The 25,918-nt window shown below is 58.4% G+C and carries 24 protein-coding genes; 3 read left to right on the plus strand and 21 right to left on the minus strand.

The window, feature by feature from the left end; genetic code table 11:
• Position 1: 1 nt before the first annotated feature.
• The 4 genes from BLM14_RS01275 to BLM14_RS01290 all read right to left on the minus strand — a co-directional run bounded on the left by BLM14_RS01275 (position 2) and on the right by BLM14_RS01290 (position 4,031).
• The gene (locus BLM14_RS01275; protein WP_099997743.1) at positions 2 to 814 is read right to left on the minus strand and encodes an ABC transporter permease; all 813 of its coding nucleotides are present in this window, start codon (positions 812 to 814) and stop codon (positions 2 to 4) included.
• Entirely contained in the window at positions 814 to 1,680 is an 867-nt protein-coding gene (locus BLM14_RS01280; RefSeq protein ID WP_099997744.1) for an ABC transporter permease, read from the minus strand. Before BLM14_RS01280 ends, BLM14_RS01275 begins: the two co-directional genes overlap by 1 nt.
• A gap of 72 nt (positions 1,681 to 1,752) precedes the next feature.
• Entirely contained in the window at positions 1,753 to 2,913 is a 1,161-nt protein-coding gene (locus BLM14_RS01285) for a polyamine ABC transporter substrate-binding protein (protein ID WP_099997745.1), read from the minus strand.
• A 29-nt stretch (positions 2,914 to 2,942) separates the two neighbouring features.
• Positions 2,943 to 4,031, minus strand: coding sequence for an ABC transporter ATP-binding protein (locus BLM14_RS01290; RefSeq protein WP_099997746.1), 1,089 nt, complete (start codon positions 4,029 to 4,031; stop codon positions 2,943 to 2,945).
• Between the two features lie 189 nt (positions 4,032 to 4,220).
• Here BLM14_RS01290 and BLM14_RS01295 point away from each other — a divergent pair, with 189 nt between their 5' ends.
• Positions 4,221 to 5,027: a helix-turn-helix domain-containing protein gene (locus tag BLM14_RS01295; RefSeq protein ID WP_099997747.1), complete on the plus strand. Its 807-nt coding sequence runs from the start codon at positions 4,221 to 4,223 to the stop codon at positions 5,025 to 5,027.
• On the opposite strand, the gene BLM14_RS01300 is transcribed toward BLM14_RS01295, so the two are convergent.
• From BLM14_RS01300 to BLM14_RS01335, 8 genes are all read right to left on the minus strand, one after another.
• Positions 5,024 to 6,286 carry a Zn-dependent hydrolase gene (locus tag BLM14_RS01300; protein WP_237143432.1) on the minus strand — a complete coding sequence of 421 codons (1,263 nt, stop codon included), beginning with the start codon at positions 6,284 to 6,286 and terminating at the stop codon, positions 5,024 to 5,026. The genes BLM14_RS01295 and BLM14_RS01300 overlap by 4 nt on opposite strands.
• Complete coding sequence (locus BLM14_RS01305; RefSeq protein WP_099997748.1) at positions 6,283 to 7,053, minus strand: glutamine amidotransferase; 771 nt, start codon at positions 7,051 to 7,053, stop codon at positions 6,283 to 6,285. The genes BLM14_RS01300 and BLM14_RS01305 overlap by 4 nt, the downstream gene beginning before the upstream one ends.
• 31 nt (positions 7,054 to 7,084) lie before the next feature.
• On the minus strand, positions 7,085 to 8,173 hold the full coding sequence (locus BLM14_RS01310) for a phosphotriesterase family protein (protein ID WP_099997749.1): 1,089 nt from the start codon (positions 8,171 to 8,173) through the stop codon (positions 7,085 to 7,087).
• A 2-nt stretch (positions 8,174 to 8,175) separates the two neighbouring features.
• On the minus strand, positions 8,176 to 9,207 hold the full coding sequence (locus BLM14_RS01315) for an ABC transporter permease (protein ID WP_165788389.1): 1,032 nt from the start codon (positions 9,205 to 9,207) through the stop codon (positions 8,176 to 8,178).
• Positions 9,204 to 10,007 (minus strand): ATP-binding cassette domain-containing protein, encoded by an 804-nt coding sequence (locus tag BLM14_RS01320; protein ID WP_100000971.1) that lies wholly within the window; start codon positions 10,005 to 10,007, stop codon positions 9,204 to 9,206. The genes BLM14_RS01315 and BLM14_RS01320 overlap by 4 nt, the downstream gene beginning before the upstream one ends.
• 71 nt (positions 10,008 to 10,078) lie before the next feature.
• The gene (locus BLM14_RS01325) at positions 10,079 to 11,017 is read right to left on the minus strand and encodes an ABC transporter substrate-binding protein (RefSeq protein ID WP_099997750.1); all 939 of its coding nucleotides are present in this window, start codon (positions 11,015 to 11,017) and stop codon (positions 10,079 to 10,081) included.
• Between the two features lie 174 nt (positions 11,018 to 11,191).
• The gene (locus tag BLM14_RS01330) at positions 11,192 to 11,812 is read right to left on the minus strand and encodes a cupin domain-containing protein (RefSeq protein ID WP_100000972.1); all 621 of its coding nucleotides are present in this window, start codon (positions 11,810 to 11,812) and stop codon (positions 11,192 to 11,194) included.
• A 127-nt stretch (positions 11,813 to 11,939) separates the two neighbouring features.
• The gene (locus tag BLM14_RS01335) at positions 11,940 to 12,824 is read right to left on the minus strand and encodes a DMT family transporter (protein ID WP_099997751.1); all 885 of its coding nucleotides are present in this window, start codon (positions 12,822 to 12,824) and stop codon (positions 11,940 to 11,942) included.
• Between the two features lie 230 nt (positions 12,825 to 13,054).
• Between BLM14_RS01335 and BLM14_RS01340 the strand changes: the two genes are divergently transcribed.
• On the plus strand, positions 13,055 to 14,209 hold the full coding sequence (locus tag BLM14_RS01340) for a fumarylacetoacetate hydrolase family protein (protein ID WP_099997752.1): 1,155 nt from the start codon (positions 13,055 to 13,057) through the stop codon (positions 14,207 to 14,209).
• Here BLM14_RS01340 and BLM14_RS01345 read toward each other — a convergent pair.
• The 9 genes from BLM14_RS01345 to BLM14_RS01385 all read right to left on the minus strand — a co-directional run bounded on the left by BLM14_RS01345 (position 14,206) and on the right by BLM14_RS01385 (position 23,922).
• Positions 14,206 to 15,144 (minus strand): phosphatidate cytidylyltransferase, encoded by a 939-nt coding sequence (locus BLM14_RS01345; RefSeq protein WP_099997753.1) that lies wholly within the window; start codon positions 15,142 to 15,144, stop codon positions 14,206 to 14,208. The two genes, BLM14_RS01340 and BLM14_RS01345, sit on opposite strands and share 4 nt — an antisense overlap.
• The gene (locus tag BLM14_RS01350; RefSeq protein ID WP_099997754.1) at positions 15,137 to 15,787 is read right to left on the minus strand and encodes a lysophospholipid acyltransferase family protein; all 651 of its coding nucleotides are present in this window, start codon (positions 15,785 to 15,787) and stop codon (positions 15,137 to 15,139) included. Before BLM14_RS01350 ends, BLM14_RS01345 begins: the two co-directional genes overlap by 8 nt.
• Before the next feature lie 24 nt (positions 15,788 to 15,811).
• Entirely contained in the window at positions 15,812 to 16,234 is a 423-nt protein-coding gene (locus tag BLM14_RS01355; RefSeq protein ID WP_099997755.1) for a hypothetical protein, read from the minus strand.
• Positions 16,227 to 17,573: a phosphatase PAP2/dual specificity phosphatase family protein gene (locus tag BLM14_RS01360; RefSeq protein ID WP_099997756.1), complete on the minus strand. Its 1,347-nt coding sequence runs from the start codon at positions 17,571 to 17,573 to the stop codon at positions 16,227 to 16,229. Before BLM14_RS01360 ends, BLM14_RS01355 begins: the two co-directional genes overlap by 8 nt.
• On the minus strand, positions 17,570 to 19,348 hold the full coding sequence (locus tag BLM14_RS01365; RefSeq protein ID WP_099997757.1) for a bifunctional alpha/beta hydrolase/class I SAM-dependent methyltransferase: 1,779 nt from the start codon (positions 19,346 to 19,348) through the stop codon (positions 17,570 to 17,572). Before BLM14_RS01365 ends, BLM14_RS01360 begins: the two co-directional genes overlap by 4 nt.
• Before the next feature lie 26 nt (positions 19,349 to 19,374).
• Positions 19,375 to 19,992 carry a CDP-alcohol phosphatidyltransferase family protein gene (locus BLM14_RS01370; protein ID WP_099997758.1) on the minus strand — a complete coding sequence of 206 codons (618 nt, stop codon included), beginning with the start codon at positions 19,990 to 19,992 and terminating at the stop codon, positions 19,375 to 19,377.
• Positions 19,993 to 20,086: 94 nt separating this feature from the next.
• Positions 20,087 to 21,451, minus strand: coding sequence for a GGDEF domain-containing protein (locus BLM14_RS01375; protein ID WP_099997759.1), 1,365 nt, complete (start codon positions 21,449 to 21,451; stop codon positions 20,087 to 20,089).
• A gap of 14 nt (positions 21,452 to 21,465) precedes the next feature.
• Positions 21,466 to 22,227, minus strand: coding sequence for a transporter substrate-binding domain-containing protein (locus BLM14_RS01380; protein WP_099997760.1), 762 nt, complete (start codon positions 22,225 to 22,227; stop codon positions 21,466 to 21,468).
• A gap of 144 nt (positions 22,228 to 22,371) precedes the next feature.
• Positions 22,372 to 23,922 (minus strand): EAL domain-containing protein, encoded by a 1,551-nt coding sequence (locus BLM14_RS01385; protein WP_099997761.1) that lies wholly within the window; start codon positions 23,920 to 23,922, stop codon positions 22,372 to 22,374.
• A gap of 234 nt (positions 23,923 to 24,156) precedes the next feature.
• Here BLM14_RS01385 and BLM14_RS01390 point away from each other — a divergent pair, with 234 nt between their 5' ends.
• Positions 24,157 to 25,914 (plus strand): putative bifunctional diguanylate cyclase/phosphodiesterase, encoded by a 1,758-nt coding sequence (locus BLM14_RS01390; RefSeq protein ID WP_099997762.1) that lies wholly within the window; start codon positions 24,157 to 24,159, stop codon positions 25,912 to 25,914.
• The last annotated feature ends 4 nt before the right edge of the window (positions 25,915 to 25,918 follow it).

A 25,918-nucleotide genomic window follows, 5' to 3' on the forward strand; every position in this document is an offset into this window, starting at 1 on the left:
GTCAGTTTGTTGGTTTTTTCTCACGCATCAGGATGCGTGCAATCAGGATCATCATCAGCGAAGCGACAAGGACCAGTGTGGCGATGGCGTTGATTTCCGGCGTGACGCCCCGGCGGATCGAAGCGAAGACATAGATCGGCAAGGTTGTCTTCGAGCCCGCAACGAAAAAGGCGATGATGAAATCATCGAAGGAAAAGGTAAAGGAGAGGAGGAAGCCTGCAAGCACCGAGGGAAGTATCTGCGGCAGCACGACAAGCCTGAATGTGGTCAGCGGTGTTGCGTAGAGATCGCCGGAAGCCTCGACAATGTCCCGGCCAAGGCTGGCGATGCGGGCCTTGACGATCATCGTCACCAGCGCCATCGAAAAGAGGCCGTGGGCGGCGACGATGGATCCATAGCCGAGACCAAGTTGCGGCGGGTTTTCACCAGGCCATAGCGAGGCCAGAACCGGGTTCATGAACGAGAACACTTCCACCAGCGCGACCAGCGTGGCAATGCCGATGACGACACCCGGTACGACGATGGCGGCGGCAAACAGGCCATCAAGCACGGCGCGGGAGCGAGGGCGTAGCCGCTCCATGCCAAGTGCTGCCATTGTGCCGAATATGGCGGCGAGCGTCGCGCTGGTCAGGGCGATGAGCAGGCTGTTCTGCAGCGCAGCCACGAGGAAGGTATTACCGAGCGCCTTGCCATACCACATGGTCGAAAAGCCGGTGAACTCGCTGGCATTGCGGCCGGCATTGAAGGAAAACAGCACCACAAGCGCAATAGGCGCATAGAGGAACAGGTAGACGGCTGAAATAAAGGCACGCATCAGACGAGATCCACCTGTCTTGTTCCGGCTATCTTCCAGGCGATCCGCATGGCGATCAAAAGCACGAAGACCACGACGACCACGAGTGTGACGGCGATCGCCGAGCCGAATGGCCAATTGCGCGATTGCAGGAAGAGATCCACAAGCGCATTGCCGATGAAGAACACCTTGCCGCCGCCGAGCAGCTGCGGGATCAGATATTCGCCGAGCAGAAGGATGGTGACGAGCGCCAGCCCGGTCATGACGCCGGGCAGGGAAAGCGGCAATGTCACGCTGAAAAAGGTGGAGACCGGCTTGGCGCCGAGATCGGCGGAGGCTTCGAGCAGGCGCCGGTCAAGCTTTTCGAGGCTGACATAGATCGGCATGATCATCAGCGGCAGATAGCCATAGACGATGCCGAGAAGCACGGCGCCGGGCGTATTGAGAATGCGGACGTCCTCGAAGCCGATCATGCCCAGAAGGTGAGGAATGCCACGGGAGCCGAGGAGATACATCCACGCATAGGTGCGCACCAGCAGGCTCGTCCAGAATGGAACGACGACAAGGGATACGAGGAGCAGCCGGTAACGGGGGCTGGCCTTGACCGCCAGATAATAGGCGACCGGGTAGGCGACGATGAGACAGACGAAGGAGCCGATCGGTGCAAGAATGAGGGTATTCCGGAAGGCAGCGGAGCGGGCTGGAAGATTGGCGAACTGGGCGAAGGTGAAGGCGGGCTGATAACCCCCTTCGGGCGCGCGCTCGCCGACGGAAAAGACCAGCATGGCGATAAATGGCAGCACAAGAAAGATGAACAGCCACGCCACGGCCGGCGCGACAAGCGCCGCCGTTACCATCCCTCGTTTTGTGTTTAATGCCAATGCCATCTGGGGTCTCTTTGATGATCGATGCCGCGCCTCCCCTCGCCAGCTGCGGCGAGAGGAGGCCGGGGTGTTTCGTCAGGCGGACTTGAAGCGTGCCATGACTTCGGCGCGTGCCGGATCGGTGAGCGTGACGGCAGCGCCGAATTCCAGCGGCGTCAGCTCGGCGTCCGGCGGATAGACGATGGTGTTGGAGGTGACTTCCTTTGGCAGGAGCGAAAGCACGCGGCTGTCGGTCGTCGGAGCACCATTGGCGATATGCTCCTTCACGGCATTGGCCGGGTCCATCAGATAGTTCAGCAGGGCATAGCCGGCAGGTTTGTTGGCAGCGCTTTTCGGAATGGCATAGAAGTCGGACCAGATTTCGCCGCCATCCTTGCCGAGGATGAACTTGATTTCCGGAACGTCCCGGTTCAGCTGTGCGCCGTCATTGGTCCAGCACATGGTCATCCACGCATCCCCGGCACGCATCCCCGGCTGGTAGTCGCTATTGATGGCATAGAGGTGCGGCTTGACCTTGATGAGCAGCTCTTCCGCCTTGGCGAGCTCTTCGGGCTTGACCGAATTGAAGGAGTAACCGAGCGAGACGAGTGCATTGCCGATCGTCGTCAGCTGATAATCGTGCACCATGACGCGCCCGTCGGCCTCTCCCTGCGCTACCTCGAAGAAGTCCTTCCAACTCGTCACGGGTGTCTTGATCTTCGTTGAGTTGAGGGCGATGCCGGTGGTTCCCCAGTTTTTCGGTACCGCATAGGTCGTACCGCCGACCACGCCTTCGGCGGTGAAGCGCGCTGTTTCCGTCGAAGCGTTGTAGTTCGGCACTTTCGCCATATCGAGCGGGTCGATAAGGCCAAGTTTGACATAGGTCGAGATCGTGTAGTTGGTCGGCACGAACAGATCCCAGCCCGTACCGCCGGCCTGCAGCTTGGCCAGCATTTCCTCGTTCGAACCGAAGACATTGACCTCGACGGCAACGCCGGTCGCTGCGGTGAAGGCTTCGAAGGTCGCAGGGTCATGGTAGTTCGGCCATGTGGCGATCGACATCTGCTTGCCGAGATCTTCGGCAAAGGCCGGTGTTGTGAACAGGCCGGTCTCACGCGCCAGTACAGCCGATGCAAGGCCAAGGCCGGTAACGCCGAGGAAATGGCGGCGGGTGACCGATCCGCGCTTGAGGCGCATCAGTTCATCCATCAGTCGTTCGGCGGAAATTGGGGCATTCTCTTTGTATGACTTAGACATGAAGATGTTCCCTTTGTTTTTGGTAGTGTTCAAGCCGGAAAGATGTGTGCAGCACCGGGGTCGAAATTCAGAACGACCCTTTCATTCGGTTCGACGAGATCGCCGTCGGCGAGATCGCGCCGGTCGGCGGTGACAAGGAAATCGCCAAGCCCCTCGACGGCAACGGAGTATTCGGCGGACGACCCGAGGAAGATGCGGTGGGTGACGATGCCGGAAAGCTTGCCGGAGGCCGAGCCGTTCTGCCGGTGCAGGCTGATCGCTTCGGGGCGGAGCGCCAGAATGGCGGAGCCTGATTTGAGACCTTCTCTGCCGGGTATCGACAGCGCGCTGCCATCGGCAAGGCGCAGTGTGGAACCGTCTGTTTCGACGGTTGCGGCAATGCGATTGGTCTTGCCGACGAAATCGGCCACGAAGAGATCCGATGGGTGATCATAGACCTCCCGCGGTGCTGCGAGCTGGACGATGCGACCGGCATTCATCACACAGACAAGATCGCTCATCGACAGGGCTTCCTCCTGGTCATGCGTTACCAAGACGAAGGTGATGCCCAGTTCCCGCTGCAGCGTCTGCAATTCGATCTGCATGGCGGTGCGCAATTTCTTGTCGAGCGCTGCAAGCGGTTCATCGAGAAGCAGGACCGAAGGTTTGTTCACCAGCGCGCGCGCCAGCGCCACGCGCTGCTGCTGTCCGCCGGACATTTCGTGGATACGGCGCTTGCCGAACCCTCCGAGCCGGACCATCTCCAGCGCTTCGTTGGCGCGGCGGGATATTTCCCTGGCATTGATCCTGGGACGTGCTTGTCTAAGGCCATAGGAGACGTTCTGCTCGACATCGAAATGCGGGAAAAGCGCGTATTGCTGAAACACCATATTGACCGGGCGGCGGTAGGCCGGGACACCGTTCATCGGCTGGCCATTGATCAAAACTTCGCCAGTTGTGGGCTGCTCGAAACCACCGATCATGCGCAGGCAGGTGGTCTTGCCGCAGCCGGAGGGGCCAAGCAGCGCAACGAACGCGCCCTTGGGTACCTGAAGATTGATGTCGGAGACGGCGGTCACGGCGCCATAGGATTTGCTGACCGACCGGAACTCGATGTCGTTCGTTGAAGCGGATGTCACGTTGGTCCCCTGCGGCTTGAGTTAACAGAGGCAGTCTTCGCTGCCTTCTTGCCACCGTCATTCCTGACAACCTAGTCAACAAGCGGCTGCGCGGTATATACCCCGAAAGAGGTATTTCAACCGGAAAATACCAATGTAAGGTGTATGCTGCAGTGGGGAAAATCGTGGGCCGGCACGAGGGGGAGGACAATGAGCGTCGACGTTGAAACGCTGTTCGATGCATTCCGCCAGTTCGTAGGCAAATCGTCGTTAGCGCCGCGGGAATTTGGCGACCTCTTCGGCCAGGCCATGCGTGCGCTGGTGAAGTTCGACTACATCGTCGTGTTCGCTTATCGCGGCAATGAGCGCCCCATCGATCTCTACAGCACTTTCGATTCGGCGGAGCATGTGATTTTCGTCAGCCTGTATCAGGCAGGGCCTTATCTGCTCGATCCTTTCTACCACACGGCGCGTGCTCCCAAACCCGGTGTCTGGCGCATGCGCGAACTCGCGCCTGACCGGTTCTTTTCGAGCGAGTATTACCGTACCTATTATGTGCAGACCGGCCTTGCCGAAGAAATCGGCTTCTTCGTTCCGGTCGGGAACGACATCACGATCGTGCTGTCATTGATGCGGCGAGGCGAGACGGGCCCGTTTCCGGCTCAGGAGTTCTCGCTGCTGCGCAAGGCCGACCCGCTGGTCGCAACGCTTGTCCGGCAATATTGCTCCGATATTGGCCATCTTTTCGATGCCGCCGTGGCCAAGCAAGGGCGGGGGCGGCGAAAGGTCAAGCTGAATGCGGCCGATACGGTCTGGCGCGACCTCAATCTCACCGACCGCGAAGCGGCGATCATCGAACTGGTGCTCCAGGGGCATTCATCGGAATCGATCGGGTTAAGGCTGAATATCGCGACCGGAACAGTGAAGGTGCATCGGCGCAATGTCTATCGCAAGCTGGGTATCTCGTCGCAAACCCAGCTCCTGTCGATCTACCTCAAGAAACTGAACGAGCACTAGATACCATCGAGAGCAATCAGCGTCGATTCCAGGAGCATCTGCGCGCCGAGGACCGCGTGCTCAGGCTCCACATATTCCGCTTCATTATGGCTCAGGCCATCGCGGCAGGGTACGAAGATCATTGCGGCGTCGGTAACGCGCGCGAGAAACAGCGCGTCGTGAAAAGCACCTGACAGCATCGGTTTATAGGCGATGCCAAGGCGAGTAGCCGCCTGCTCCACCGCCTGCAACAGGGGTGGAGCGAACTGCGCTGGAGGCATGTCGAAGGTGCGGCGGACCGTTGCCTCGCAGCCATGCCCCACGGCCTTTTCTTCGCAGATTGCCTGCACCTGGTTTTCCAGCCGCGCCAGCTCCTGTGCATCCGGGTGGCGGAGGTCAACGCTGAACGAAACCTTGCCAGGGATGGCATTGATCGATGCCGGCTCCACCGAAATCCGGCCGATGGTCAGCCGCGCCTGTTCATCGTTCGGCATGACCGAATTATAGAGCGTTTGAAGCGCTTCAGTGGCCGCGACAAGGGGATCGCGGCGGAAGGACAGTTGCGTGGTTCCGGCATGCGCTGTTTGCCCTGTAACCACAACTTCGAGCCAGCGGGTTCCCTGAATGCCATGGACGATGCCTATCGGGATATTCTCCCGCTCGAGCGAGGGACCCTGTTCGATGTGCAGCTCAAGATAACCCGAAACCGGGGTACCAAGCCGGCGCATCCGAGCGTGCGGGAGCGCAGCGAGCGTGTCGGTCAGTTCATCCTTCAGCAATTTGCCGTCCGAAGATCGTACCGTGTGCCATTCCGCCGGAATTGCACGCGAGGCGAAAGCCATTGAACCCATGGCGCCAGGGGCAAAACGGCTGCCCTCCTCGTTGGTCCAGGCAACCATTTCGACAGCGACTGGTGTCTGGATGTCGGCATCATCCAATGATTCCAGCACTTCGAAGGCCGCAAGTGTACCGAGCGCGCCGTCAAAGCGCCCACCCATTGGCTGGCTGTCGAGATGGCTGCCAATCAGAAACGGTGGATGGCTGGGCGAGCGTCCTTCACGGCGAATGAACAGATTGGCCATGGAGTCCTGGAACACTGCAAAGCCGCGATCTGCGGCCAGCCCCGCCAGTTCTGCCCGGGCAAGCCGGTCTTCCGGCGAGAGAGCCTGCCGGTTGACGCCGCCCGCCGGCGTTGCGCCAATCCTGGCAAACCGCCCCAGCCTGCCCAGCAGACGGTCACCATTGATCTTGATGCCCGGGTTCACTGGTTTGCGGGTCAAGCTTTGGCGACCGCCCAGGCGAGCATCTGTTCGAACAGAGTCTTGTAACCTTTCCACGCGATGAAGTCCGATGGCAGCCAGTGCGGCCCGACGTCGGAAGTCCAGGCAAGCGTGCGGCCCTTGCCATAGGTTCCGGTTACGAGCAGCGGCTGGGAGCCGTAGTCGGTCGAAACGGTTGCGAGCACTTCCGCGCCGTCCTTTACCGTGACCTCATTGTAGCCGAGCAAGATCGGCCAATCCTTGCCAAGCCCCCGGAGGATCGGATGGCTGGCGGCGCCGGTGACGACAGGGGTAAAGCCTTCGGGCACCTCGACGCGGTCATCGACGGAAAGGCAGGAGACGGGCAGCACTTCCTCGACCGGGGTCTTATGATAGCGCGCGCCGCCATTGATGCCCTGGAAGCTGTAATAGCCGCCGAACATCAGCAGCGCACCGCCGTTGCGAACATAGTCGCGCAAAAGACGCAGGCGGTTCGGTGTCGTCTTCGAATGGATCCAGGTATCCGGATGCAACAGCAGCGTGTTGGCGCCGATATCGGAGAGAATGATCGCCTCGTATTCCGACAAGGCCTCGATCGTTTGCGGGAAATCACGCTGCGCTTCATGCGCGGGCATGAATTTCACATCGAAGTCGCTGTCCTTCAGCGCCTTCAGCAATTCGTCGGCGCCGGTATGGTAGGTGACGGTGGGGAACTGGTCGAAGCCCTTGATATGGGTGGCGGTGGATACCCACGATTCGCCGGCGAGAAGAACCTTATGCTTGGACATGAAAACTCCTTGATGACTATGAGGGCGGCGATCAGGCCGCCGCGGCAAATACGGATCTTGGGTTGTCGGTGAGCATGCGATCGATGGTCTCCGCATCGACGCCGTGGCGCTTCAGGCGCGGCACGAAATGCTTGAGCACATAGCCATAGCCGAAGCCGCCGAAACGCGTCAGCATCATCTTCAGGAACACATCCTGCGACAGCAATACGCGGTCACCAAAGCCCATATCGACGAGGGAGCGGATGGCGCGGGCGTTCTGCTCGTCGGAAGGCGACTGGGCGTCCTGGTCGGCGTAATAATAATCCATGCCAATCATATCATATTCGAGAAAGGCACCGCGCTTGGCGAGGCTGGCCTGATAGGCGAGATCCTCGTGGCTCGGGTTCATGTGGCAGAGAACGGTGTGCCTGAGATCGGCGCCTTCTTCCTCGACAATATCCAGCACTTCATTTGCCAACCGTTCCCAGCCGGGAAGATGGATCGAAAGCGGCACGCCGGTTATGCGCGAGGCGCGGGCGGAGGCGCGCAGGGACTTGCGCTCCTCCGGTGTGAAATCCTTGCTGACGCCCACCTCGCCGATAATGCCTGCCATGATCTCAGGCTGGGTCACGCCGCCGCCAATATCATTGACGAGAAACTCGGTGACCGCATCGATATCCATGTCCTTCAGCCATTCCGGATGGGTATGCTGCAAATAGAAACCGGAGCCCATGACGATCTTGAGATTTGCCATGCGGGAGATGCGCCGCAGCTTCACCGGATCGCGGCCGATGCCGAAATTGGTCGGATCGACGACGGTGTGACCGCCAAGGACCTGGAAGCGCTTGAGTTCGCTCAGGGCGAGGTCAGTGTCGGTGAGCGAGACATTGTCCCTGTTGATGTAGGGGTTCATGCGCAGATCGCCGATGATCTCGATCGAGACCGGTTGCTCGGCGATGGCGAGGTCGTCCGGATGGCAGGGGCATTTCCATGAACTCGCACCGTCAAGCAGGATATGCTCGTGCATCAGGGTGACGCCCATCGCGCTGACCGGCAGGGGACCCTGAACGGTCATAACCGTTCCGGATTTGACGCCGATGGGAACCCTGCTGCGTTCGCTGGTTTCGAAGTCGAGACTCATCCTTAGCGGCTCCGGATGGCACCGCGAAACAGGCGGAAGTTCAGCCAGATCGCAATGAGGATGATCGTGCCAGTGACGATGGGCGTCAGGAATGGCGACATATGCGCCAGGATCAGCCCGTTGGCGATGACAGCAACAGTCATGGCGCCGAGTACGGTGCCAACGAGCGTGCCGCGTCCGCCGAAAAGGCTGGTGCCGCCGAGCACCACAGCAGCGATGACTTCGAGCTCGAAGCCTTGTCCGGCATTGGACGAGCCCGAGCCGAGGCGGGCGGCGAGAATGATGCCGGCCGCAGCAGCTGCAGTGCTGGAGAGGACATAGACCATCAGCGTTGTCAGCCGCGTATCCACACCGGCGCGGCGCACGGCTTCAGCATTGGCCCCGATGCCGGTGACATAACGGCCGAAGCGGGTTTCATTGAAGGCAAGATAGGCAACGACAAGCACGGCCAGTGCGATCAGTGCAGGCACAGGTACGCCGAGGAACCAGGCACGGCCGATGACCGTGAACGGGCTTGTCGCTTCGACCGGGATGGAATAACCGCCAGTGATCAAGAGGGCGATGCCGCGGATGACCGACAGGCCCGCCAGCGTGACGATGAAGGCCGGGATGCGCTCATAGGCGATGAAGAATCCCTGGATCGCGCCAACAGCTGCGCCGAGCAGCAGCATGGCAATGATGACCAATGGCCAAGGAAGGCCGGCTTGCAGCGTGACAGCCGACAGGGTGGCAACAAGCGCCAGAACAGAACCTACCGAGAGGTCGATGCCGCCGGTGGTGATGACGAAGGTCATGGCGGCAGCGACGATAAGGAGCGGCGCCGATTGCCGGACAATATTGAGCAGGTTCGGTGCCGTCATGAACGCGTCGGTCACGACCGAGAAGAGCAGACAGACGACCAGAAAGAAGATGGCGATGGACACGACGCTGCCATTGGCCATGAAGCGGTCGCGCAGGGTGCTTTCCCGTACACGGGATTGGGCAGCGACGGGGTGAAGTGCGGCATTGTCACCGGAGGTCGATGGATTGCTCATGGGCGTGCTCCATTGTCCGGGCTGTGACGCGCCGAGCGCGCCTGGAATTTGCGTCCGACGATGAGGTTGACGACATCCTCGATGCTTGTGTCCTCGATGCGCCGTTCGGCGACATTACGGCCTTCATACATGACCTGGATGCGATCGCAGACGAGGAACAGATCCTGCAGGCGGTGGGTGATGAGAATGACGCTGACGCCGCGGGCGCTGACGGCGCGGATCAGGTCAAGGACCGCTTCGACTTCGGCGACGGCGAGGGCGGCGGTTGGCTCATCCATGATGAGGACGGAAGGCTCGAAGGATGCAGCGCGGCCGATGGCGATGGACTGGCGCTGGCCGCCGGAGAGATTCTCGACCTTCAGGCGCGTGTCGGCAATGACGATACCGAGACGGTCGAGCATGGTCCGGGCTTCGTCATGCATGCGCTTCTTGTCGAGAAACGGCATGCCCAAAACCCGGCGCCTTGGCTCGCGTCCGAGGAAGATATTTCCGGCCACATCTACCGTGTCGCACAGCGACAGGTCCTGATAGACCATCTCCACATGCTCAGACCTGGCATCGGCGGGAGAGGAAAAGGACACAGCCTTGCCGTCGATCTCGATGGTACCGGCGTCGGGAATCACCGCTCCGGAAAGCACCTTGCTCAGGGTCGATTTGCCCGCGCCATTGTCGCCGACGAGGCCGAGCACTTCGCCGGGCTTAAGGCTCAGCGAGACGTTGTCGAGAGTCTGGATCGTATTGTACCGCTTGGATATGCCGGTCATGCGGACCCGGTATGTTTCGCTGTCTAGATTGTTCATCGCAATACCGTTCAATATCGCCTCAGGGAGGGGGCGCGGCATGTGCGGCCGCGCCCATCACGGCTTACGTTCTATTTGAACATGCCGCGGAACTGATCGACATTCTCCTTGGTAACGATCGTTACCGGCACATTGATGATCGGCTCGACCTTTTCGCCCTTCTTGAGCTTGGTGAGCGCTTCAACGGCGGCCTTGCCTTCGCCAGCAGGATCCTGCTGCACGACGGCCGTGACCCAGCCGGCGTCGATACCTTCAACGGCCTGCTTGGTCAGATCCCATCCGAAGACCTTGACGTCGCCGGTGCGGCCCTGGCTGGTAACAGCCGAGACGGCACCGACAAGGGCAGGCTCGCCCGTCGCATAGAGCGTTGTCATGTCCGGATTGGCGGTCATCAGGTTTTCAGCTGCGGTCAGCGCAACGTCCTGGACGTTCTGGCCATCGACCGTATCGAGGAAGGTGATCTTCTGGCCGCTGTCGGCGACTGCCTTCTTGAACCCGTCCAGACGCTGGTTCTGGATGAAGGAGTTGAGGGCTCCGATCACGCCGATCTTGGCGGTGCCGCCCATATCAGCTTTGACATAATCGGCGTAGAACTTGCCGATATCTTCGCCGGCTTTCGTATTGTCGACGCCGACGAAAGCAACGTTGTCACCATCGGGAATCTGCGCATCGATGGCGATAACCGGAATGCCGGCAGCCTTTGCCGCCGTGATGGCGGGCTTGACGCCGTTGACGTCGATAGCGACAAGAATGATGCCGTCAACCTTCTGCGTGATGTAGTTTTCCATGGCGTCGTTCTGGGCGCTTGGGACGTTGTTGGCGTTGAAGATGACGAGCTTGGCGCCAGCGGCGTCAGCGGCCTTCTGGGCACCCTCGTTGATCTGGTTGAAGAACAGCGCTTGCTGGTTGATCGTCACGAGCGCGAATGTATCGGCGAAGGCGGATGAGCCGACGGCAAGTGTGATGGCGATGGCTGCAGCACAGCCGGTAAGTAGCTTGGTAAGACGCATTCCGATTCCCCTTTTTTCTGATTAAATCGGCCCCTATGCGGACCGGTGTAAAACTGAACGCAAGGCATAATTCAAGAGACTTGAATGTATGTCAAGTAGTTTGAAAGCCAGAAATTCAATTATCGCAAAAGGTAAGAAAAATCGGGTTTCGAGCGAAAGGCTCAGGTATCGAGCTTAAAATGTCGGGGGTGTGTTGACCCAAAAAATGCTTGCCCGTTCAGTGCCGGTATTACGGTAATGGTGCGGCAGATCCGAGTTGAAAACGAAGGAATCACCGGCGGAAAGCTGGAACTGGCGCTCGCCGACAATCAGCTCGATTTCACCGGCCAGCACATAGCCAACCTCTTCGCCGGCGTGCTGGATCGGCCCGGCGCTGGCGCCATCCTTTTCGATGTGGTGGATATTGCACTGGAGCAGATGGCCCTGCGAATAGGGAATGATCCGCTCCAGCGAGATACCTTCGCCGCGGCGCAGCGGATCAAGCGCGATCAGTGGCCTGGTGCCGGCGCGAAAGACGATGCCTTCGTCACCATCGGACTCTTCGAACATCCAGCCGATATTGGTTTCGAGCACCTGGACCAGGCGGTGAAGCATCGGCAGGGATGGTGATGCCTTGCCGTTTTCGATCTTGGACAGCAGACTTTCCGAGCAGTTGGCGGCTTCGGAGAGCGCTTTCAATGTCAGGCCGCGTGTCTGGCGCGCCAGTTTCAGCCGCGTTCCGAGCCGTGCCGGATTGGCGTCGGCGATCTCCCGCGAATTATCGCGGGTCTGTTTGTCCAGTTCGATCTTGTTCATTTGCCTTGCCGTGACCTGCAGTTTCGACCGGTCGTTGGCATACATTCGCGCTCATGCAATGACAATGCAAGTTCTTCCGCAGCTTCGGCGCGGCTGCGAGACCATCTGCCGATGGTTGCCGAAGGTTTCAGGACAGGCTCTTCTCTTGGATCAATCGTTGATCCTTGGTGCCGATGATGACATGGACGATAACTGCGGCGAGAACGATCGAGCCGCCGAGCACCGTGCTTTTGCTCGGCACTTCATTGAATACGAGCCAGATCCAGAACGGCGCCAACGGGGCGTCAAGCGAACCGATCAGCGCCGTCTCGATTGCCGGAAGCCGTTTGGCGCCGAGGGTGAAGAGGGCAAGGCCGACCGCCGAGACGAGGATGCCGAAGAGCGCGATAAGCAAAAGTTCATGCACTGTAACGGTGAGTGGATCGCCGAGCGGCCAGCATATGAGCGAACTGACGAGGGCCGACAGGCAGGCGGCGGGCATGACGGATATGTTGGGCGCACGCCGAACAATTACCATCAGTATCGCCATGCACAGCGTCATGCCAAAGGCGAGCAGATCACCGAACAGACTGCCTTCCGCACCGAGGCCAACCATGATGACAACGCCAATCATGGCAGCGATGCTGGCAAGGATGGCGCCCAAGGTCGATCTCTCGCCCATCACGAGCCAGCCAAGGATAGCGGCAACGAAAGGAATGGTGGCGTAAATGACCGCGACATGGGCGACTGTCGTTTCTTTCAGCGCGGTAATAAAAAACACCATGCCCACCGATGAAACGATGACGAAGAGCCAGCCCGCACGGCCAATCCCGATGAAACCCTTCCACAGCGGGCCTTGCTCAGTAACCGTCATCACGGCGGCTATTCCCAGTGAACCGAAAATGCCGCGCCAGGCGAGGATCGTCCAGCTGTCCAGCGGGATGACCCGGGTGAACAAACCGGCAAGACTCCAGGCCACGGTGGAAGCTGTCACAAGGATCAGCCCAAGTCGATATCCTGCTGCCGGGTTCATGAATGTCCTGTGACCTGTTCTGTTGTGCGATCTAGCTCCGTGTTCGCGTGCGATGACAAGGTGTTCGGAGAAGAAAATTCAGAGTCTCCTGACATGCTGTGTCAGGGAGGGTGGAGGGTCGGAGATTGCAACCCGTGGTCTTGATTGGCTGGATGCTCTGCCGCATAAATGCGCCGGTCAAAGCCTTCATACATCTCCAGCCCGAAACGTCACATTAGGATACGCGAATTATGTCAAATGCCATCGTCCCAAGTTCAGGTGTTCTCGTCGGAAGGGCAACGGTTCCCGGCCATGCCTATCCGCGGATCGTTACCGTTCGCGATGGCGCACTATTCGATATCACCAGCAAGGCTGCGCCGACGGTGCGGGATATCGCGGAACTCGACAATCCAGCGGCCTATGTGACCGGCGCAACGGGAACGAGACTCGGGGACATCGATGCTATCATCACGAACAGCTGGGCGGACAAATTCGATCCATCTATACCGGCACTGCTCTCGCCGATCGATCTGCAGGCGGTCAAGGCGTCGGGCGTGACCTTCGTCGCATCATTGCTGGAACGCGTCATCGAGGAGCAGGCAAAGGGTGACAAGGCCAAGGCGGATTCCCTGCGCGAGGATGTACTCAAGCTTATCGGAGCGGATCTGTCGCAGATCGTGCCTGGCTCACCCGCCGCCATGCAGGTCAAGGAAGCTCTCATCGCCCGCGGTGTCTGGAGCCAGTATCTCGAGGTCGGTATTGGGCCCGATGCGGAGATTTTCACCAAGGGCCAGCCGATGTCGACGGTGGGCTTTGGCGCGGATGTCGGGCTGCATCCAATTTCGAGCTGGAACAACCCAGAGCCGGAAATCGTGCTGGTTGTTTCGAGCGCCGGACGCATCGTCGGGGCGACGCTTGGCAATGACGTCAATCTGCGCGACGTGGAAGGACGCTCCGCGCTGCTGCTCGGCAAGGCCAAGGACAACAATGCGTCCGGATCGGTCGGGCCGTTCATTCGCCTCTTCGATGGCGACTTCACGATTGAGATGGTTAAGGTGGCGGAACTGAGCATGCGTGTTGAAGGTCAGGACGGCTTTGTGCTCGACGGGCATTCCAATATGGCGAAGATCTCGCGCACGCCGGAGTCGCTGGTTGAAGCGACCATCGGTCGGCACCATCAGTATCCGGACGGGCTTGTGCTCTATCTCGGCACCATGTTCGCGCCAGTCAAGGATCGCGATGGACCGGGCAAGGGCTTCACCCACAAGCTCGGCGATATCGTCTCCATCTCGACGCCGTCATTGGGCACCCTGTCGAACCGCGTCAAGCTGTCGACCGAGTGCGCGCCGTGGACCTATGGTGCGAGTCATCTGCTGCGTGACTTGGCGCAGGCGGAGCTGCTCTAGGTCCAGAAATAACGGACAACGTGAAAGAAGACCGGCGCGGCGAAGACCAGACTGTCCGCCCGGTCGAGCATACCGCCATGGCCCTCGATCATCTGGCCCCAATCCTTGACGCCGCGATCGCGCTTGATCGCCGAGGCAACCAGCCCGCCGAAGAAACCCATGATGCAAGCGAGACCGGCCATCAGTCCGGCTTGCAACGGCGTGAATGGCGTCAGCCAGGAAAGAGCAGCGCCAAGCAATGAGGCGCTGACGAGGCCGCCGATCAGGCCTTCCCAGGTTTTCGACGGCGAGATTTTTGGCGCTACCTTGTTCCTGCCGAACAGCTTGCCGAAGACATATTGCAAAACATCGCTGCCCTGCACGGTGGCGATGAGGAAGGCGATAAGCAGCAAACCCTTGCCCTGGAAACCAGGTATGGGCAGGGTCAGCAAAGCCGGCACGTGGCTGAGGCAATAGACCGAGAGCATGATGCCCCATTGCTGCTCGCTGACGCGTTCGAGGAAACGTTCCGTGTCGCCGGAGATGGCCGTCAACGCAGGCATGGCAAGGAAGCAATAGACCGGGATGAAGATCGAAAAGAGCCCATACCATTCGATCCAGAGCAGGTAATACTGCACGGGGATGATGACCAGGAACATGCCGAGCAGGATCCAGTGATCGCCGCGCCTTGTGTGGGTCAGCGTTACATATTCGCGCAGCGCTGCGAATGAGACAAAGGCGAACAGCAGGATGACGCCGCCCTTGCCGAACAGGAAGGCGACGGAGATGGCGGCAATCATGATCCACCACGCCTTGATGCGCGAATTGAGATTGGCGAGCGTCGAGGGCAGGGCATCGCCATTGCGCGTGCTCTTCCAGCTCAGCAGGGTCGCCACGACGCTCGCCGCCGTCAGGACGCCAAGAAGGCCGAGAAACAGCCAGATCGTTTCAGCCATGATTGAGCGCCCTCTGATGTTCTGGATTGAGGTCCAGCAATGCCTGCCGCGACCTGTGCAGGAAAGCGTGGCGGTCTTCGCCGGGTTCAAGGACAACGGGCGTGCCGAAGATGACCCGGCAAAGCAGCGGCACAGGCAGGAAAGCGCCTTTTGGCAGGACGCGCGACATGTTCTCGATCCAGCACGGAACGAGTTCCACATCGGGCCGGGCGAAAGCGAGATTATAGAGCCCGGAGCGGAAACGCAGAAGCGGCTCTTCGGTCATATTGCGCGTGCCTTCGGGAAAGATGATCAGGGACTGCCCTTCCTTCAGGACGTCCAGCATGATGACCATCGGATCCTCGGTACGCTCGACCCAGTTGCGCTCGACAAGCACAGTGTTGAGCAGGTCGCGGGCAAGGACATGCCGGATTTTATTCTTGCGCCAGTAGTCGGCGCCCGCAACCGCGCGGGTACGCTCGCGTGCTTCTGGCGGCAGGGATGAGGAAAGCAGGATGAAATCGCCATGGCTGGCATGGTTGGCAAAATAGATACGTTGCCGGTTGGACGGCGCACAGCCCTGCCAGATGGGCCGCACACCGGTAATGGCCCGCGCCACTCCGGCCAGCACCATGGCGGCCACCCGCCGCAGCATTGGTTTCATTTCGTCCCCCCCGAGACCGGCCCCCTAGGCAGTCCACACCCCATAAGCCGTCAAAGCAGCGAATAGAGCAAGAAAAGCCGCAAAAGCAAGGTGCAGTTTCATCAACAGGCGGTTCGTCCCAGCCATGCGGGCGTGAAGTGGCCGTGTCGCCTTCGGCCGTTTGCGCAAATGCATGCGTGCGAGAATATCATCCACCGCGCGGCAGCCTTCCGTTTCGTCCTCATGCGAGGCGATATAGCGGAAAAGCGCCGCATCGAAGCGGAGGTAAACGGCAAGGAACAGCGTGATAAGCCCGCCAATGATCATCAGTGGCCAGAGCCAACTGAACAGTGGTCCGCCGGCATCGCCGACAATCGAAGAGGCGACCAGCAGAAGGCAAGTCAGGAAACCATAGGTATGGGCCCTGTGTTTCAGCCTGGCGGCAAAAGTGGCCGCATCTTCATCCATTGCGCACTCGTTCCTCCCCCACGGCAATCATCGCTTCTGTCAGATGGATACGCCTGCCTTTTGCTTCAATCAGGCGGATTGCATCGGCGGCACTTTTCGCGTGACCATAGCGCAAAAGCCAAAAGGCAACAGCCGCAGCGCTGCGCTGGAAGCCAAGTGCACAACAGACAAGTATCGGGCCGCTGCTACGGGCATTTTCGATTGCTTCCGATGCCTTTTCAAGATCGGTGCCGGTAACTGGAAGAAGATCGAGCGTCGGAAAGGATCGCCAGTCGAGCTCGACGTCGGATGGCTTTTTCAGTTCGCTGGTGAGATCAACCACCGTGACAAAGGACGATTGCTCGGACCGCCTCGGCAGGCGGCCAAGATGCACGCCGCGGCACACGAGGACCGAGGGAACGAGCTTTCGTGTCCAGGCATAGGCGTTGATCATTGCGCACAGCCGGTAGGGAGCTAGCAGCCACAGGCTGGCAAAAGAGATCGTCCCGTCCGCAGCTTTCTGAAAGACATTGGCGCCGGCACCCAAATAACCCGCGGCAACAAGCGCAAGCGCCAGCGATGGCCAGAGGAAAATCAGGTAGACCGCCGACATGCAGGTTTCCAACACCGTCAGCAGAAGAAAGACCAGACTGCCCGTCGCGTAGTATGAGCCGATCCTTCGGGCTTTGGCGTCACTTGTCAGGCGAAACGCCGACAAGGGTGATGGCGCACCGGAGGGAAAAAGCCACAATGCAAAAATGCCCAGCAGCACACCTGTCGGGATGTCGATGAAATGATGCTGATAGGTGGTGAGAACCGAAAGGCCGATCAGGGTGCACCATGCATGCCAGACCCACAGCGTCGCTCCGGAGAGACGCAGCCGCCACTGCGTCCAGATGATGACCAGAAGGGCGATGTGCAGCGATGGCGCCTGGTTGAAGGGTTTATCGAAACCACCGAGCAGGTCGAACAGAAAACCGGATGCTCCGCTTGTCGGCGGCTTCTGGAAAATGGCTGTCAGGGGGAATGCGATGAAACAGGTAACGGCGATGACCTGTGCCATCAGGTAGCGCTTCGCCAGCCGGTCGACTTCGACAGGCGTATCGTTGAGGAACAGCGACAGGCCGTAGAACAGGTTGATCGACCAATAGGGAAAGATTGTCCACGCCATGAAGGGAATCGCATGTTCCCAGGAGAAGGTTACGTTGGGGACATTTGCTCGCTGTGACGCAAGCCAGTTGGCTGTACCATAGGAGATGTAGAACAGCGGTGCGAGGAAGAGCAGCCAAAGAATGGCGCGCTTGGCTACGGCTCTGTCGAAGCGCCAGTCTCCGATCGATGCTACGTTTCCTGCTGTCATAGGCGTTCTGCGATGGAGACAGTAAAGATGCCCCATTGATCGATACGCTGATCGATCTTTCTGAAGCCCGCTGCTGCGACCAGCTGATCCATCTCCGCTTGCGTCCGGCGTCGCATCACCCAGGCCTCGCCACCGCGATGGGAGGTCAGGGCTCGGGCGATCATTTCGAGCTGCGGGTGCCAAGGCTGGTTGGTGTAGAGAAGGAGGCTGCCCGGTTTCATCGCCCTGGCGAGGCCGCCAAGCGAGCGCTCGATCAGGCTGTTGTCCGGGAAAAGCTCATAGAGGCCGGAGACGATGGCAAGATCGGGTGAAGGCATGGTTTCGGCCAGCCTGTCGCCATCGAATGCATCGGCCTGATGGAAGCTCGCTGTTGCTGCAAGACCCCGGTCTGCAATAAGTGTGCGCCCTGCTTCGACATTGATCGGCGAATAATCCTGCAGGCGGACGCTCGCAGGCTTGGCTTCGGATTGGGCGATGGCGTCGAGCACGTAGCGGCCATGACCGGCAGCGATATCGAGCATATGCGTTGACCGGCCAGCTCCCTGCAAACGAGTCAGCGCGGCGCCGATCAGCTCTTCCAGATGCAGCTTGCGCTGGCGAATGCCGCGCCAGCCAATGGCATCGAGAAACTGCCTGTCAATGAGCCTGCCACCTGGCCCAAACCCGCGAGGTTGGTTCTCATAGACATAATCAAGTGTTGAGCCTGAGTCGAAGCCGGTCTTGACGCCCACCTTCAACCCTTTGGAAAACAGGGCGCTGAAGCGGATGGAGCCTCGGTAGATTGCCCAGTAGAGACCTTTGAGCGAAAGAAGATCGTGAGGGGAGGAAAGCCTGTCCTGTTCATCGCGGGTGAAGCCGGTTTCGTCGGCACTGGTCACATCAAGAATCGCCGGTTCTGCGGCAAAGCGATCGGCAATGAAACGGCGCGCATGGGCGATGGCAATGGCGCGGTCCTTTTCGCCCAAGGTGTCGTGAAAGAAGCCTTTCAGCACATGCCGCTCTTTCAGGGGATGCGCCAGATTCTCGTAGAAACGATGTTGCGGGGCGTGGCGCACGACCCAGTCGCTGCCGGAGATCAGCAATTGCGTTGGGACAATGATCGCCCGCGCGTCATCGACGATGCGCTCGGCAGTGTCATAAAGGTCGAGCAGTATATTGGAGGCAATGGGCCGGGTGATCAGCGGGTCGCTTTCGAAGGATGCAATCCGCTCCGGATCGTGAGTGAGAAACTTCGCCTTCACGTAGGAATTGACGAAGAACTGGCCCTTCAGCTTCTGCCAAAGCCGAATCCCTTCGCGGGCGAAGGGAACATAGAGCTTGACGCTGAAGGCAGGCGAGGCAAGGACCAGCGCGCGGATGGGCGGTGCGTAGTCGTGAACCCAGGTTGCGGCCAGCACCGCGCCGACGGATTGCGCAATCACCGCCATGTCCTCGACGGCAAAGCCATCCGAGGCGCTGATGTGTTTCACGAAACTGTCGAGATCGCGCACCGAATCGGCGAAGGAGGGCGAGAAACCGCGTATGCCGGGCGAGCGGCCGTGGCCGCGCGCATCCCATGCGTAGAAGGCAAAGTCATGCAGCCCGAGCTCGTCGACAAGATGGGCCACCCGGCCGCCATGTTCGTGACCGCGATGCAGGAGGACGACAGCGCCCTTTGCCTTGTCTGATCTCGCAGGCCATTTGCGGTAGAAAAGCTCGGTTCCGTCATGGGTGCGAAATGTCGTCTCTTCTACCGGGCCGGCTGCCGCAAGATCAGATGAGAATTCAGCGCGCATTGTGTGCTCCGGATGGAAGAGGGATGTCAGGAAACAGGGGAACTGGCACGGCGAAGGCCGGCGCGGATACGATTGATCATGGTATAAAGCGACAGCAGGGCCATGAGTGGGAAGACCCAGCCGAACCAGGCCGGAAGAACCACACCGCTGCCAATCAGCGCGGCGATAATGCCTAGCGCGAGCGCCCGGTCGCTTTTACCGAACGGGCCATCATAGCCACGGCCGCCGCCGGTCATCACGCCGAGCACGCCAGCATATTCGACAAGCAGTGCTGCAATGGCGAAGGCGACCACGCCCGGCGCAGAAAAGGGTGCGACGAGCAGAAAGGGAAGGATGAGCGCCACATCGGAAATCACATCGCCGATCTCGTTCAGGTAGGCGCCGAGTTTCGATGCCTGGCCGTATTCCCGTGCCATCATCCCGTCTATTGCATTGAGCGCCATCCGCACGAACAGCACGAGGGGCAGGATCCAGAACAGCGGAGCATTTCCGGGAAAGAGCGCGATCAACGCACCGGCAAAAACAGAGAGAACCGTGGCGACAACGGTCACCTGATTTGCCGTGGCACCCCAGCTGACAAGCCGGCCAACGAGGGGACGCAGCAGGTTCTGGAACGCCGGCTTGATCGAGTAGAGCGTTGGCATGAAATCACCCCCATGATTGTGCCGCATGTATGCGTCTACATAAGCACAGAGCGTCGGAGCGTAAATAGGACCGTTCTATTTAGCCCGCCATGCTCTAGGCAGGTATGGATTTCAGATCCGACCGGCCGGATGAGGGGAGGGCCTTGACGATGTTTCGTCCACTGTGTTTGGCGAGGTAGAGCGCCCTGTCGGCGTTCTCAAGCAGCTGAGCGGAAGCCTGGAAGGTTGCACTCCGGATCGAAGCCACGCCGACGCTTGCCGTTATGCGGATAACTTCATCGTAAGTCGTCTTGATGATCAGACTGCTGATGGATAGCCTTATTTTTTCTGCCTCGGCGATCGCATCCTGCAGGTTGCAACCCGGGAAGACCACGGAAAACTCCTCGCCGCCATAACGGGCGGCATGGCATTCGCGCTCGGCACCGACGCTGCGCAACACGTTCGCCGTCATTTTCAGGCAGGTATCGCCCATCTGATGGCCATACTGGTCATTGATGGATTTGAAGTGATCGAGATCCACCATAAGGATGGCAAGGTCCGTACCACCCTCTGTAGCCTTGGCAAATTCGTCTTCCAGACGCTTTTCAAAGCTTCGCCTGTTTGCAAGCGTCGTCAGTCCGTCCTCTTCCGACAATGCCTGCAGAATGGAATTCGTCCGCAGGAGGTCGTGCGATACGCGGCCATACGCCTCGATCGCCTCGTAGATCGTCGACAGCTCGCGGAACAGCGGCCGGCGAAGCTTGAAGCCGCGGGTTTCATATCTGTCAATCGATTGCAGACCTTCGATAGCTGAGTTTATCGGACTGATAATGTGCCTCGCCACGACGTAGATGGCACCGACTGCCGTCACGACCGGCAATGTCAGGATGATGATCCATGCGATCTGAATCATGCGAGCCGTCCGCTGGATATCCCCTGACATACCATAGGCGAGGACGGCGGCATCGCTGATGATAGACTGGCTCAACTTGTCAGTGACTAGCATCGCGCTCTGATAGGTTTCCAGAGCTTGCTTTTCCAGATCAGCCCTGATGGCCGGGTCCGGACCGACGCCGGCCCCAGAGTCCATCCTGCGGATCTGTTCCCGGATGGATACAATCTTCTTGACGGAAGCTCCGACGTCCAGGACACCCTTAGCCAGTTCATTATTCTCATCGAGTGTGAAACTTTGAGCGAGTACATGGGTCTGCAGTTGAAGCTGCCGTTCGAGTTCGCGATCCTTCGCCAGGTAGATCGAGCGTGCAAGTGAGGCCAGCCGCTCAACCTTGATTGCATTGCGGTTCTGGCTCATCACGAGCGGGAGCTGTTGCTCCTGGGTGTACCGGGCATCATTCTCGATCTTGCGCAGAAAGACGATGGAGAAGCCTGCAGCAATGATCGCATAGAAAAGCACAAATCCGATGAGCAACCTGCCGGCCGCCGCCATCGATATCTGAATGCCTTTTGTCCTTGCTGCCATGCTTTGGTTACGACCTAGTAGATGCTGAAGGGAAAATATGCGTTGTTGATGCGGTCATAGATGCCGTTTAGGCGAATCTGGTCGAGCGCGTCATTGACTTTCTTGATCAATTCCTTGTTGCCCTTGTGAGCGGTGATATGCGCGGAACTCTTCAGAAAATCGTTGGTCACAGGATCGCCCACATAGTCGAATTTCGAACTTTCCGGCGCCTGCAGGAAGGTCAGCAGGTCGATGGAATCCGCCAGGATCAAATCCACCTCACCCGCTTGAAGAAGTTTCTGGGCTTCGGGCTGGTCTTTTGTCAGCACGATCTTGCTTTCGGTGTAGGCCTTCTGCAGATATTCCGATTGAATTGTCTGGCTGCCCGCTGCGATGCGCAATCCCTTCAACGCAGCCGGGGATATGTCCTTGAACCTGTTCGGATCGCCGGCAAATGCCGAGTGTGAACGGTAGTAGGAAACTGAATACTCCATTCTTTTGGCGCGCGCTTCGGTCAAAGACATGCTGGCAACGATAAGGTCGTATTCATTGTTTTCAAGTCCCTTGATGATGTCATCCCAAGGCACTGCGATGAATGAGCACGAGGCTTTCATTTCGTGGCAAACGGCCTTTGCGATATCGACATCGAATCCCACAAGATTGCCCGAGGCATCGATGGAATTGAACGGGGGATAGGCACCTTCCGTCGCAATCTTCAGCTTCAGTTCGTCCGCATAGGATGCGCCTGCAAAGGTGAGAAGCGCGATCATCACAGCTGCAAAATATGTCGTTCTCATATGGCCAACCTCCACACTCCAGGACAACAGATTGAGACAACTGAAATGAATAAACTGTGAGCGCTTGACGATAATTGTGAATATGCTTGATTTATCATGAATGCGTTCTGTCGCATTGGATCATTTGCAGGCTAGCGCCGAAAATCAGGCAACGGGCTCTAACGCTTTCTTGATAGTAATCGCACTTGCCGGCCGGCCAAAGAGCCAGCCTTGGCCATCCACCTTGGGTTTGAGGGCTGCGAAATAATCGCGCTGGGCCGTCGTTTCGATGCCCTCGACCACAATCGCAAGACCATGGGCCCGAGCCATATCGATAATCTGGGGAACGATCGAAACGGATACGGAGCTGGTTCCGATTGTCTGGGTAAACGATTTGTCAATCTTGATGCCGTCAACATTCAATTCGCCGAGGTAGGCCAGGCTAGAGTATCCCGTACCAAAGTCATCAATATAGATTTTATGTCCGCGCGAACGCAGGCGCTCGATCGCCTCTTTTGCGTCGGCCGCATTCGCAGTCGACCGTTCGGTGATCTCAAGCGCAATCTGGTTGTTGGCGACGTTTGCCTCCTTGAGACGCAGTGCAAGCAGCGCGCCGAAATGCCTGTCGAATAGATCTGCCGCCGAGATATTGATACTGATGTGAAAGTCAGGGTTGGCATCGAGAGACGCCGCCATATCCGACAGTACATGATCAATGACGCAGATCGTCAGGCGATTTATCAGCCCGGCTTTTTCTGCCACCGGTATGAACACATCCGGGGGTATCCACTCGCCATTTTCTCTCCAGCGCACAAGTGCTTCGGCGGCGACCGGCCGGCCAGTCGCCACGTCGACGATCGGCTGATATTCAACTGTCAACCGGTTCTGGCTGAGCGCGTGCTGCAACCTTGCTTTCAAGCTCAAATTGTTGCGCTGAAGCAAGATCAAGATGACAGCAGCAGCGCCGCCAAGAGCGGCACCGAACGTGGTAATGATCGAGGTTATAGGCTCCGCAGACGATTCAAGCCTGCCAACCTCGGCGTGCACTGTGACGCATGCCGTATTGCGGCAGACATTGCGATAGACGGTATCGCCGATCCTGCCGGCCCCGGCGGGCAATTCCATGCCTGTCTTGCCAATATCCAATGTACCGAACATACCGACGGTCGACGACACTCCTTGCGGATTGTACATCACGCCGAACGTATAGGCCGGGTTCTTCAGTGTTTCAAAAGCTGCGGGATCGAGTACGACATTGGCATTGCCAATTCCGATGATCGGAGCCGTGGATTTGGATATTGCCAACCGGGAATTCGCATAGATCAGTTTTCCGTCGGGGGTTTCGAGATCATGCTTGATCAGCGGCATGGGCTTCTTTCCATTGCCGAAGACAGCTGAACAGTGAAAAAAGCCATCCCTGACGCGGCCCATATCCTTGAGGTATTTCGTGCCGAACAGCATATCCCGCAGGAACATGATTTCCTTATCGGAACAGAAAGGATGCGGAGAGGCATTAACAACTGCCAGCATCTTGTCGGCTTCGGCAAACACTTCAACCGCACGATTCAGAAGCTGATCCGCAAATATCTGCATCTGACCCCGATCGCTCGAGATGACGACGAGCCTGCTGATCCACGTACCGCAGAGCGCGCCGGCGGCAACCAGCACTATTGTCATAATTGCCAGGAACCATCGCCGGTCAAAGTAGCGCGACATTCGGAAAATCTCTCAAGCTTTCTCTATAAATCGACACGCCAGTCTGCACTCAAGCGTCAGTCATTAATGACATTGCGACTGTTAAGATTTCTCTGATTTTCCGCGACCGAGTTATTTGAAACGTAAATGGCGCGCCTGCAGGCATCGTCCGTCAAATATTGTAACAATATTTTCATCAAGGAGTATTCAGGATAAGAGTAACGACAGAGGGATGGAGTTATTATCAAAAACAAAATGAAACCGGCCAGATCAGAGCAGGAATTCCAAAATATTCTACGGCGGTTGGAGCTTGCGCTTGACGCATCGCAAATCGGCGTGTGGGAGCACAGTGCCGAGGACGAGCTGTTCTGGGATCTGCAAATGCACCGGCTCTATGCAACCGGCAAGTCGCAAAGAAAAGTAACAGCTGCCCAATGGGTTGACGCCATACATCCCGACGATCGCGCGAGGGCCCAGGAAGACTTTGAGGAAGCCATCCGCCGCAAGGGCGACTATTCGTCTGAATTCAGGATCATCCTGCCAGACGGGGAGATCCGTCATATCAGATCGAGAGCGCACTATTACGAGGATGGCAATATCTCGACATATATCGGTGCCGAATGGGATGTGACGGCGGATGTCATGCTGAATCGGGAGCTTTCGAACCAGAAGGCGATTGCCGAGGCGAGGGCACTTGCCCTTGAAGCAAGTACCGCCCAGATCGAATATGCCGCTGAACACGACTATCTGACGGGTCTGCCCAACAGGCGCTTTTTCGACAAGCGGCTTTCGGAATTGTCGGCGGACTGCAGTCTGGACCGGTTGGCAATTCTTCATGTCGATCTCGATTACTTCAAGCAGATCAACGACACGGCCGGCCACGCCGCTGGTGATGCCGTGCTCAAATCCGCCGCACTCATGATCGCATCGGTTGTTCCGGAAAACGGATTTGTAGCGCGCATGGGCGGCGACGAATTTGTCATCCTGATCCCGAATTTCGCGACACTCGGCGAGTTGGAGATTGTGGCCCAGCATATTGTCAGGCTTCTCAAGCAGGGGGTATCCTATGGCGGGTCATTGCTGCAAACGGGTGCTTCAATCGGTGTGGCATGGATGAATGACGGAAACGCTGCCAACTTGCTGGCTGAATCCGACATTGCTCTCTACCGTTCGAAGAAGATGGGCCGGAACAGGGTGGAGTTTTTCGCGCCGCACCTGAAGACCGGGCTGTCTCGCGACCGGCGGATCGCTGATCACGTCAAACTCGGGCTGGAAAGAGGCGAGTTTATACCTTTCTATCAGGTGCAGGTGGACGCTCGCACACAGCGGATCGTGGGCGTAGAGGCTCTGGCTCGCTGGAACCACCCCCAACGTGGATTGCTCTCGCCTGAATCCTTCATGAAAGTCGCGACTACTCTGGGGCTGATCGCCGAGTTCGATGCGGTCATCCTCAAGGCAATCATGCGTGACCGGCAAAGCTGGGAGGAGATGGGCGTGACCGTACCACGGATTGCGGTCAACACGTCGGCTGCGCGACTGTCCGACCTGTCCCTGGTCGAGCAGCTGAAGCAGCTGAATATCCCGCCCAACTCCCTCTCCTTCGAGCTACTGGAAACGGTCTTTCTCGATGACATAGAGGAGGATGTCCTCTCCAATATCGCGGCGCTGAGGCAGATGGAAATCGATATCGAAGTAGACGACTTCGGTTCCGGGCACGCATCAATCATAGGGTTGCTCAAACTCAAGCCGAAACGGCTCAAAATCGACCAGCGACTGGTCCTGCCGATCACAAAGTCCCGCGAGCAAAGAAGTCTCATCAGGTCGATCGTCGATATAGCCAAGACCCTCGGAATCGGGGTCATTGCTGAAGGTGTTGAATCGCTGGAGCACGCAAAACTCTTGCGCCGGCTTGGGTGCGATACGTTGCAAGGTTATGCGATCGCGCATCCTGTCTCCGCACTGCAGCTATGCGCTCGACTGATGGCAGTGCAAAACGCCCGATTGGCAGGCTAGGTGC

This window comes from Phyllobacterium zundukense, from assembly GCF_002764115.1.
Lineage (GTDB): Bacteria > Pseudomonadota > Alphaproteobacteria > Rhizobiales > Rhizobiaceae > Phyllobacterium > Phyllobacterium zundukense.